The 10,364-nt window shown below is 74.0% G+C and carries 9 protein-coding genes; 5 read left to right on the top strand and 4 right to left on the bottom strand.

The genetic code is table 11. The features are described 5' to 3' along the window. From A2U95_RS24615 to A2U95_RS24605, 3 genes are all read right to left on the bottom strand, one after another. On the bottom strand, window positions 1–694 hold a 694-nt coding region (locus tag A2U95_RS24615), incomplete at its 3' end, for a polysaccharide deacetylase family protein (protein ID WP_240958013.1). 1 nt (window position 695) lies between these two features. After that, window positions 696–1,691 carry a glycosyltransferase family 2 protein gene (locus A2U95_RS24610; RefSeq protein WP_206283052.1) on the bottom strand — a complete coding sequence of 332 codons (996 nt, stop codon included), beginning with the start codon at window positions 1,689–1,691 and terminating at the stop codon, window positions 696–698. Between the two features lie 65 nt (window positions 1,692–1,756). Beyond that, window positions 1,757–2,581: a glycosyltransferase family 2 protein gene (locus A2U95_RS24605; RefSeq protein ID WP_166026878.1), complete on the bottom strand. Its 825-nt coding sequence runs from the start codon at window positions 2,579–2,581 to the stop codon at window positions 1,757–1,759. A gap of 599 nt (window positions 2,582–3,180) precedes the next feature. On the opposite strand from A2U95_RS24605, the gene A2U95_RS24600 reads away from it, so the two are divergent. Both A2U95_RS24600 and A2U95_RS24595 read left to right on the top strand, forming a co-directional pair. Continuing rightward, window positions 3,181–3,984: an SGNH/GDSL hydrolase family protein gene (locus A2U95_RS24600; RefSeq protein WP_166026876.1), complete on the top strand. Its 804-nt coding sequence runs from the start codon at window positions 3,181–3,183 to the stop codon at window positions 3,982–3,984. A gap of 276 nt (window positions 3,985–4,260) precedes the next feature. Continuing rightward, window positions 4,261–5,064 carry an SGNH/GDSL hydrolase family protein gene (locus A2U95_RS24595; protein WP_166026873.1) on the top strand — a complete coding sequence of 268 codons (804 nt, stop codon included), beginning with the start codon at window positions 4,261–4,263 and terminating at the stop codon, window positions 5,062–5,064. 120 nt (window positions 5,065–5,184) lie between these two features. On the opposite strand, the gene A2U95_RS24590 is transcribed toward A2U95_RS24595, so the two are convergent. Then, entirely contained in the window at window positions 5,185–6,795 is a 1,611-nt protein-coding gene (locus A2U95_RS24590) for a serine/threonine-protein kinase (RefSeq protein ID WP_166026871.1), read from the bottom strand. A gap of 353 nt (window positions 6,796–7,148) precedes the next feature. Between A2U95_RS24590 and A2U95_RS24585 the strand changes: the two genes are divergently transcribed. The 3 genes from A2U95_RS24585 (at window position 7,149) to A2U95_RS24575 (ending at window position 10,191) form a co-directional block, all read left to right on the top strand. Further along, window positions 7,149–7,415, top strand: a complete 267-nt coding sequence (locus tag A2U95_RS24585) for a hypothetical protein (RefSeq protein WP_166026869.1) — start codon at window positions 7,149–7,151, stop codon at window positions 7,413–7,415. Window positions 7,416–7,706: 291 nt separating this feature from the next. After that, window positions 7,707–9,095 carry an aldehyde dehydrogenase family protein gene (locus A2U95_RS24580; RefSeq protein WP_166026867.1) on the top strand — a complete coding sequence of 463 codons (1,389 nt, stop codon included), beginning with the start codon at window positions 7,707–7,709 and terminating at the stop codon, window positions 9,093–9,095. 13 nt (window positions 9,096–9,108) lie between these two features. Further along, window positions 9,109–10,191 (top strand): zinc-binding dehydrogenase, encoded by a 1,083-nt coding sequence (locus tag A2U95_RS24575; protein WP_166026865.1) that lies wholly within the window; start codon window positions 9,109–9,111, stop codon window positions 10,189–10,191. The last annotated feature ends 173 nt before the right edge of the window (window positions 10,192–10,364 follow it).

The following is a 10,364-nucleotide window of genomic DNA, read 5'->3' as shown; positions in this document are numbered from 1 at the left end:
CCGTCACCCGGCGCAGGGCGTAGGGGCCCTGCGCCCGCCGGGCCAGGCCGTTGCCGACGGCGAGGGCCTGGGCGAAGCCCGCCTCCCGGACCGCCCGGCGGACCCGGCGGGTGGAGTGGCCGTAGGGATGGGCGAACGAGACGGGCGCGGAGCCGAGCCGGCCGGCGACGATCGCGCGGCACAGGCCCAGCTCCCGGGCCAGCGCCTCGTCGCCGATCCGGTCGAGCGGGGGATGGGTGTGGCTGTGCCCCCCGATCTCCACGCCGTGGGCGGCGAGTTCGCGGACCTGGTCCCAGTCCAGCATGGTGTCCGGGGCGCCCCCGACGTCGTGCTCGCCCCGCAGCCAGCCCGTGGTGACGAAGACGGTGGCCGGGAAGCCGTGCCGGACCAGCTCCGGCAGCGCGTGGCGGTGGACGCCCTCGTACCCGTCGTCGAAGGTGATCAGCACCGGCCGTTCGGGCAGCGGTCCGCCGCGGCGCCACGCGGCGGCCAGCGTGGCGGTGTCCACGGGGGTGCAGCCCTCCGCGGCGATCACCGCGAGCTGGCCCGCGAACGCGGCCGGGGTGACCGACAGCGCCCGCGTGGCCGCGGCCGGCGCATCGGTGACCGCGTGGTACATGAGCACCGGGACCGCCAGGTCCGCGTCCGGCCCGCCCGGTCCGCCCCGTCCGTGGTGTCCTCGGTGTCCGGGCACGTCAGGCCGCCCCCTTCCCGGACGGTCCGTCACCCTTCGCCGCCGCGACGGGGGAGGGAGGGATCACGAACCTCCCGCCGTCCCGCCGGGCCCGCACCGTGCCGGCCAGGTAGCCGGCCGCCGTGACCAGGGCGCCGGCCACGATCGCCCCGGCCCGGCCGGCCCCTCCCGGTCGCCCGCGCACCGCGTCCCCCAGGCCGCGGGCCACCCCGGCGGGCAGCACCCGGGCGGCGTACCGGCGCTCCGACTCCAGCCCCTTGTCCGCGCCGACGCTCCGGGCCACCAGCGCCTTGGAGAGTCCTTCGGCGTAGGTCCGGGTCCGGAAGTAGCCGAACCGCTCCCGGGCCGCGGGCACCCGGTGGCGGACGACCGCCCGGTCGTCGATCAGCAGCACCGCCCCCGGCAGCGCGCGGGTGAGGCGGATGCACAGCTCGGTCTCCTCGCAACCCAGCGGCCGCCGGCCGCCGTCCCGTCCGATCCCCGTCGCGAAGCCGCCGGCCGCGTCGAAGGCGGTGCGCCGGAAGGAGGCGTTGCCGCCCAGCACGTTGCGCACCCGCACCCGGCCGGGCGGCAGGCCGCGGTAGGTGCAGCCCACCACCCAGTCGAACTCCTCCGGGAACCAGGCCGGCCGGCGGCCCGACGCCCACGCGGGCTCGGTGCGGCCCCCCACCGCCATCACCCGCGGGTCGCCGTAGGCCTCGGCGAAGTGGCGCAGCCACCCGGGGCCGGCCACCGCGTCGTCGTCCAGGAAGGCGACGACCTCCCCCCGGGCCTCGGCGATGCCGGTGTTCCGCCCGGCGGACAGGCCGCGGGGCCCCGCGTTGGCGACCACCCGCACCGAGGGATCGTCCTCGTACTCCCGCCCCAGCCTCTCCCGCAGCACCGGGTTGTGGTCGACCACCAGCAGGGTCTCCAGGGCGGGCCGGGACTGCGCCCGCACCGAGGCCACCGCGGCGAGGATGTCCGCCCAGCGGTCCTCGGTGTAGACGCAGACCACCACCGATATCCCCGGCAGCGCCGGGCCCGCGGGCAGCCCGCTCCCGCCGGGCGCGACGGGCCCCGTCACGACGCCTCACCGGACGCCGCGCCGGGCATCGGCGACGGGCGTGGACGCCCGCGCGCCGCGCGGCGGTCGGAGCGCTCCCGCAGGATCACCCGGAGCACCCGCAGCCCGTCCCGGACCGCCCGCAGGTTGCTGACGCCGTGGATGCGCAGGTACTCGTGGCTGGGGATCTCCTGCACCTTGAGGCCCGCCGTGACGACGCGGATGTTCATCAGGGTCTCGACCTCGAACCCGGTGCAGTCCAGGTCGATCCGGTCCAGGCAGTGGCGCCAGAACGCGTTGTAGCCGTAGCAGAGGTCGGTGTAGCGGGCGCCGAACTTCCGGTTGACGGCCGCGCACAGCAGGCGGTTGCCCAGCTTGCGGACGAAGGTCATGTCGTCGGTGCCGCCTCCGTTGGCGAAGCGGGACCCCTTGGCGAAGTCCGCGCCGGAGACGAGGGCGGAGACGTAGCTGACGATCTCGTTGCCGTCGGCCGAGCCGTCCGCGTCGACCATGACGACGATGTCGCCGGTGCAGACCGCGAACCCGGCTATCAGGGCGTCCCCCTTGCCCTTGCCGGTCTGCCGCACCACCTTGACGTCCGGCCGCAGTTCACGGGCCACGGCCACGGTGCCGTCGGTGGAGTCGCCGTCGACCAGGACCACCTCGTGGATCCAGTCCGGCAGGGTCTTGAAGACGTACGGAAGGTTCTCCGCCTCGTTCATGGCGGGAATCACCACGCTGACCGGTGGAGCGATGGCCAGGTGCGAGGTGATCGGCCGGTACCGGCCGGCCGCCGCACGCGTGTCGGGCCCCGGGGTGACCGGGGGCAGCACTGCGCTCATGGGTCTGGTCCCTCTCGTCCGGCGGACCGCCCCCCGGCGGCCGCTGTGAGTCCGGTTCGAAAGGGGGGTTCTCACCCACGGCATGCCGGAAGGGATCTTCCCGCGTGCCGGGTGAGCCTGTGGAACCGTCCGGGCCCCGTCGGCCGGAACCCGGGCGCGCGGCACGACTCGAGGACCGGTCGTGTCATCGAGCACCCCCCTACCGCGCGACCGCCCCTGTCCGTCCTGGTTCCGAGCCCTCCCCTGAACCGCACGACGACGGACCGGTGCGTATGAGATGTATGACCGTATTGGCAATTGGTCGGTAATCGCAACACCTGACAGGTTGTCCGACGGTTTGCCGGGTTGAGGCGTTCCGTCCGTCTACCGACCCAAGCGCCGTATGACGCGCCCAATCTGACGCAATGGTGGGACAGCGGTCAAGATGCCGAATTCGCGAGTGACGTGCGTTAACTGATGATTCATCGGAAATCGGGCCGGGAACCGCCGTCCGGCGGGGCGGCGGCCCCGCAGTTCCTCCACGGGGGCACTTCCTGTCAACGCGTGTAGCTGGTACCACAGTTGATGCAGAGACAACTGCAGAAAAGGGAGGCTCCACCATGAGACGTTTCCGCACGTCCGCCGTCGTGAGCTCGTTCCTCCTCTCCGTGGGTCTCGCCTTCACGGGCGCGGCCGCGGCGCAGGCGTCCGCCCAGGCGGCCGGAGAGTACGTCGCACTCGGCGACTCCTACTCCTCCGGCGTCGGGGCCGGCAGCTACACGGCCGAGAGCGGCAGCTGCAAACGCAGCACCAAGGCGTACCCGCAGCTCTGGGCCAACGCCAACGCGCCCTCGTCGTTCGCGTTCGTGGCCTGCGGGGGAGCCACCACGGGTTCGGTGCGCAGCTCGCAGCTCGGGCCGCTCGACCCGTCCACCGCCCTGGTCTCGGTGACCGCGGGCGGCAACGACGCCGGATTCGCGGACGTCATGACCACCTGTGTGGTCAGCTCGGACTCGGTGTGCCTCGACCGGATCAACTCGGCGCGGTCGTTCATCACCTCGACGCTGCCGGGGAACCTCAACTCCCTGTACGCGGACATCAGGAACCGTGCTCCCAACGCCCGGGTCGTCGTCCTGGGCTACCCCAAGTTCTACGACGTCGCGGCGGTCTGCGTCGGCCTCTCCGACACCAAGCGTTCGGCGATCAACGCGGCGTCCGACCACCTGAACTCGGTCATCTCCGGGCGCGCGGCGGCCCACGGGTTCGCCTTCGGCGACGTCCGCCCCACCTTCGCGGGGCACGAGATCTGCTCCGGCAGTTCATGGCTGCACAGCGTGAACTGGACGAACATCGGCGAGTCCTACCACCCGAAGGCGGCCGGCCAGTCGGGCGGCTACCTCCCCGTCCTGAACGCCAACGACTGACGTCCCCGGCGCGCCCCCCGTCGCCCGTCCGGGGCGCCGGGGGGCGTGTGGCGGTCGGCCCGTTTCCCCCCGCCCTGGAACCGAATCGCTTCGAATGGGCCGCGTCTGACCATTCGTCAGGAATCGATGCGGAATCATCGTCCCTTCCCGTGCCGTCATTCCGCTTCCGCGGAGAAAAGCAGCGTCACCGCACGGATTTTTTGACATGAGCACTTCCCGTCAACGCGCGTAGCTGTCACAGTTCCCGCAGGAGATCCACAGACCATGGAGGCCCCCATGAGACGTGTCCGCGCGTCCGCAGTTGTGAGCTCGTTCCTCCTCGCCGTGACCCTCGCCTTCACCGGCGCCGCCGCGGCACAGGCGTCGACCCAGGCGGCCGGGGCGTACGTCGCGCTCGGCGACTCCTACTCGTCCGGAGTGGGGGCGGGCAGCTATCAGACGTCCAGCGGGACCTGCAAGCGCAGCAACCTCGCCTATCCGCAGCTGTGGGCCAACGCGAACCAGCCGTCCGGCTTCTCCTTCATGGCCTGTTCCGGCGCGACGACGAGCTCGGTGCGCAGCACCCAGCTGGCCCCGCTCAACTCCTCCACCGCCCTGGTCTCGGTGAGCGCCGGCGGCAACGACGCCGGGTTCGCCGACGTCATGCAGACCTGTGTGATCAGCTCCGACACGACCTGCCTCAACCGGATCGCCACGGCGCGCAACTACATCACCTCGACGCTGCCGGGGAACCTCAACGCCCTGTACGCCGACATCAGGAACCGCGCGCCCAACGCCCGTGTCGTCGTCATGGGTTACCCCAAGTTCTACGACGTGGCGGCGATCTGCGCCGGCCTCTCCGACACCAAGCGCACGGCGATCAACCAGGCGGCCGACCTGCTGAACTCGACCACGTCGGGACGCGCGGCGGCCTACGGGTTCCGCTTCGGCGACGTCCGTCCCCCCTTCACCGGACACGAGCTCTGCTCCGGCGACTCCTGGCTGCACAGCGTGAACGTCACGTCCATCGGCGAGTCCTACCACCCGAAGGCGGCCGGCCAGTCGGGCGGTTACCTCCCCGTGCTGAACGCCAACGACTGACGCCCCTCCGGCCGACCGCGTCCCCCGGGCCCCGCGACGGGCCCGGGGGACGCGGTGTCCGCCGGCGCCGTTCCCCGGCGTCCGGGATCCGAGGTCAGGGGTCCGGGGTCAGGGGCCGGCTCAGTCCCCGTCGCCCGGTTCCGGGGAGGGGTCCTCCGACTGTTCCGGGGACGCGCACACCACGGCGACGCCGACGGAGTTCGAGGCCGCCCCGACCGGCTCGTCGACCTCGACGCGCACGGCCCCTTCGAGCGTCCCCCCGACGCCTTCCAGGTCCAGCCGGATCCGCTCCTCCCGGGTGGTCTCCCCGCCCTCGGCGAAGGCCAGCGTCCGCCAGCCCTCGTCCAGCACCTCGCCGAGGTCGTCGGACACCCACCGGTACCGGACCTCGGCCGGCAGCCGCCCCACCGTGAACGAGGCGGTGAGGGCGGGCAGCCGGTCCGGCGGCGGCGGGCAGGACCCGCCGTACTCCGTGTGCGAGCCCGCCACCGTGACCTTCACCGACTGGGGCGGCCGCGTCGAGGGGGACGGGCCGGGGCTCGCGGAGGTCCCGGAGGCCGTGGGGCCCGGCGTGCCGCTCTCCTCGGACGACGGCGTGGGGTCCGGGGCGGAGGCGCCCGAGGTGACCGAGGCGCCGGGATCGGCGGGGTCGTCCTCCCGGTCCGCCAGCTTCCAGGCCAGCCCGGCCACCAGCAGGGCCAGCACCAGCACGCCGACCACCAGGGCGGTCCTCGCGCCGTCCCCGCCGCGGTCGTCGTCCCGGCGCCGCCCCTCGTCGAAGGGGTGCGGGGGAGGAGGCGGTGCGGCGGCGCGGTGCCCGGTCCCGGGGAGCGCGGACGCGTCGCCGGGCGGGAGGGGGACCGTCGCGGCGGTGGCGCCGGCGGGCGCGGCGGGTCCGGGGGCGCCGCCCGCGGCCACCAGGCGCAGTTGCCGCTCGGCCTCCTCCCCGGTGATCCGCTCCGCCGGGTCCTTGCGCAGCAGGCCGTCGATCACCCCGGCGAGCGGCCCCGCCCAGCGGGGCGGCGCCTGCGGCTCGTCCACCACCGCCCGCAGCGTGGACAGCGGGGTGTCCAGCCGGAACGGGGAACTGCCCTCGACCGCCGCGTAGAGCAGCACGCCCAGCGACCACAGGTCCGCCTCGGGGCCCGACGGGCGCCCCAGGGCGCGCTCCGGCGCCAGGTACTCGGGTGAGCCGATCACCTCGCCGGTGCGGGTCAGCGCCGTGTCGCCGGCCAGTGTGGCGATGCCGAAGTCGGTGAGCACCACCCGGCCGTCGTTGGAGATCAGCACGTTGGCCGGTTTGACGTCCCGGTGCAGCACGCCCACCCGGTGGGCCGCCCGCAGCGCGGCCAGCACGTCCGCCCCGATCGCCGCCGCCCGGGCCGGCGACAGCGCGCCCTCGGCCTCCAGCACGTCGGACAGGGACAGGCCGCGGACCAGCTCCATCACGATCCAGGGGCGCCCGGCGTCGGTGACCACGTCGTAGACCGTCACCACCGAGCGGTGCGAGATCCTGGCCGCGGCCCAGGCCTCCCGCTCCAGCCGGGCGTACATGCGCTCCACCTCGTCGTCCGGCAGCCCCGCCGGGGCGCGGACCTCCTTGACGGCCACCTCGCGGCGCAGCACCTCGTCCCGGGCCCGCCACACCGTGCCCATGCCGCCGCTGCCGAGCGGTGACAGCAGGCGGTAACGGCCGGAGACGAGGCGCTGCGCGTCCGGTTCCTCCGTCATGGCCGACCTCTCTCTCCAGGACCGGGTCACCGGTTCACCACGGGAACGCTTTTCGGAACGCCTCACGGGGGTACGGGAACTGCCGGGGCGTGGCCTCCCCGGTGTTCTGCCCGCCGACGGGGCGGGGGATGCGCGACCGGCTTCACCCGCGGTGACCTGCGATCCTGGTGCCGAGGTCCAGCCGGCCGCTGTGCCGGTTGTCCAACTCGCCCTGAAACTTCATTCCTCGGGTGAGGAGTTGTCAACCGTCTTGCGGAAAAGGTGAATTCTGTGATCGAGATGCGCCATCCCCCACCAAGGGCGATAGGGTTGCCCTGCCCGGGCCGGGTGGACTCGTACGGGTGGGGAGTGTCATGGATCAGATAACGATGCGTAGCAGGGCGCGAGTCCCTGCGATCACCTGCGGCAGCAGCGCGAGCAGTTCGCGCCTCGACCGCCATCTGTCGGTGCTTTCGGGCCCCGCCATACCCCAGCAGGAGACGGTGGAGGCCACCTCGCTGATGCGCGAGCTCACGGCCCGTGACGTGCCGCGCGAGCGCGGTACGGCGCACCGCGTCCAGCGGGTGTCGCTCTTCGCGCCACTGCGCCGGCTGACCCGCTCGCTCTTCGGCGGGCGCTGAGCCGCAGGCCGCTCCCCTCCCACCGCCGGTTCTCCGCTGCGCTCACGACACTCCCGTCGTTCCCACGGCTCGCAGCGGAGGCCGGCGTCGGCGTTCCCCGCGGCGGCGTGCGGGTGCCCGGGGCGCCGCGCGGAGACCCGTGCCGCCGTGCGGGCGCCTGTGCGGCTGCCGCCGATCGCGGTGTGAACCTTGTCTCTCCTCCCAGAGCGCCGCCGCTCACTCTGGCGCGCCCGAGCAAGCGCTCGCTAACTTGAGCGGCGGACGCAGCTGCCCGCCTGGGAGGACGCACTGATGAAGGCACACGACGGCATGTACATCGACGGGGCCTGGAGGGCGGCCGCCGGGCCCGACACCATCGCCGTCCTGAACCCCGCCGACGAGCAGGTCATCGCCCAGGTGCCGGCCGGATCCGCCGAGGACGTGGACGCGGCGGTCCGTGCCGCCCGCGCCGCGCTGCCCGCCTGGGCGGCCACGCCCCCCGCCGAGCGCGCCGCCCGCCTGGGCGCCCTGCGGGACGTGCTGATCGCCCGCAAGGACGAGATCGCCGAGACCGTCACCGCCGAGCTGGGCGCGCCGCTGCCGTTCTCGCAGAAGGTGCACGCCGCCTCGCCGATCGCGGTCTGCGGCTCCTACGCGGAGCTGGCCGCCTCCTTCCCCTTCGAGGAGAAGGTCGGCAACTCCACCGTGTACCAGGAGCCGATCGGCGTGGTCGCCGCGATCACCCCGTGGAACTACCCGCTGCACCAGATCGTCGCCAAGGTCGCCCCGGCCCTGGCGGCGGGCTGCACGGTCGTCCTCAAGCCCGCGGAGGACACCCCGCTGACGGCCCAGCTCTTCGCCGAAGCGGTCGACGAGGCCGGGGTGCCGGCCGGTGTCTTCAACCTGGTCACCGGGCTGGGCCCGGTCGCCGGGCAGGCGCTGGCCGAGCACGACGGGGTGGACATGGTGTCGTTCACCGGTTCCACCGCGGTCGGCCGCTCCATCGCCGCCACCGCCGGGGCCGGACTGAAGAAGGTCGCCCTCGAGCTGGGCGGCAAGTCCGCCAACGTGATCCTGCCCAGTGCCGACCTCGGCAGGGCGGTCGCGGTGGGCGTCGCCAACGTGATGGCCAACTCCGGCCAGACCTGCAGCGCCTGGACCCGGATGCTGGTCCACGCCGACCGGTACGAGGAGGCCGTGGAGCTGGCGGCGCAGGCCGCCGCCAAGTACGGCGACCGGATCGGGCCGCTGGTCAACGCCAAGCAGCAGGCGCGGGTGCGCGGCTACATCGAGAAGGGCGTCGCCGAGGGCGCCCGCCTGGTGGCCGGCGGCCCCGAGGCGCCCCGGGAGAAGGGCTTCCACGTCAGCCCCACCGTCTTCGCGGACGTCACCCCCGGCATGACCATCGCCCAGGAGGAGATCTTCGGGCCGGTCCTGTCCCTCCTGAAGTACGAGGACGAGGACGACGCCGTGCGCATCGCCAACGGCACCGTGTACGGGCTGGCCGGCGCGGTCTGGGCGGACGACGAGGCCGAGGCCGCCGCCTTCGCGCGCCGTCTGGACACCGGCCAGGTCGACATCAACGGCGGCCGCTTCAACCCGCTGGCCCCCTTCGGCGGTTACAAGCACTCCGGGGTGGGCCGGGAACTCGGCTCGCACGGGCTCACCGAGTTCCTCCAGACCAAGTCCCTCCAGTTCTAGGAGCGTTCATCCCATGGTTCTCGCCGCCGTGGCGCCCGCGATCGGCGCGCCGCTGGAAGTCACCGAGGTGGAGCTGCCGGAGACCGGCCCCGGCCGGGTCCGGGTCCGGCTCGCCGCCGCCGGGGTGTGCCACTCCGACCTCTCCATCGCCAACGGCACCATGCGGGTGCCGCTGCCGGCCGTCCTCGGCCACGAGGGCGCCGGCACCGTGACGGAGGTGGGGGAGGGCGTCACCCACGTCGCGCCGGGCGACCAGGTGGTGCTCAACTGGTCGCCGTCCTGCGGCAGTTGCCCGTCCTGCGAACTGGGCGAGGTCTGGCTGTGCGCCCGCTCCCTGGACGGGGCCTTGGCCCCCTACGCCCGCCGGGCGTCGGACGGGCTGGAGCTGTACCCCGGGCTGAACGTGGCCGCCTTCGCCGAGGAGGCGGTGGTCGCCGCCGACACCGTGCTGCCGCTGCCGGAGGGCATCCCGCTGGCCGACGCGGCGCTGCTGGGGTGCGCGGTGCTCACCGGTTACGGCGCCGTGCACCACGCGGCGCGGGTGCGGGAGGGCGAGACGGTGGCGGTCTACGGCGTGGGCGGGGTGGGCCTGGCCACGGTCCAGGCGGCGCGGATCGCCGGGGCGTCGAGGATCGTCGCGGTGGACGTCTCCCCGGCCAAGGAGGAACTGGCGCGGGCGGCGGGCGCGACGGACTACGTGGTCGCCTCCGAGCGGACGGCCCGGGAGATCCGCGGACTCACCGGCAAGCAGGGCGTCGACGTCGCGGTGGAGTGCGTGGGACGCGCGGCCACCATCCGCACCGCCTGGGAGTCCACGCGGCGGGGCGGCCGCACGACGGTGGTCGGCATCGGGGGGAAGGACCAGCAGGTCACCTTCAACGCGCTGGAGATCTTCCACTGGGGGCGCACGCTGGCCGGCTGCGTCTACGGCAACTCCGACCCGGCGCGCGACCTGCCGGTGCTGGCGGAGCACGTCCGCGCGGGGCGGCTGGACCTCGGCATGCTGGTGACCGACCGCATCGGCCTGGCCGACATCCCGTCCGCGTTCGACAACATGACCGCGGGCAAGGGCGGTCGCGCGCTGGTCGTCTTCTGACCCGCGGCCCCGCCCCGTTCCGCGGGGCGTCCGGCCTCCGCGGAACGGGGCCGGCGCGTGCGCACGCGAGGACCGCGCCCGCCCGGGCCCACCCGTGCCCCGAGCGGCACAGCGGCGCGACCGCGCGGGTCGGGCGCGGGACCGGGGCCCCTCCCCGCTCCCGGCCGCCGGTG

It is taken from the genome of Streptomyces chilikensis (genome assembly GCF_001642695.1).
In the GTDB taxonomy this organism is placed as follows: domain Bacteria; phylum Actinomycetota; class Actinomycetes; order Streptomycetales; family Streptomycetaceae; genus Streptomyces; species Streptomyces chilikensis.
Note: the sequence above shows the minus strand (reverse complement) of the source record. Positions and strands in the feature narration are given on the sequence as shown.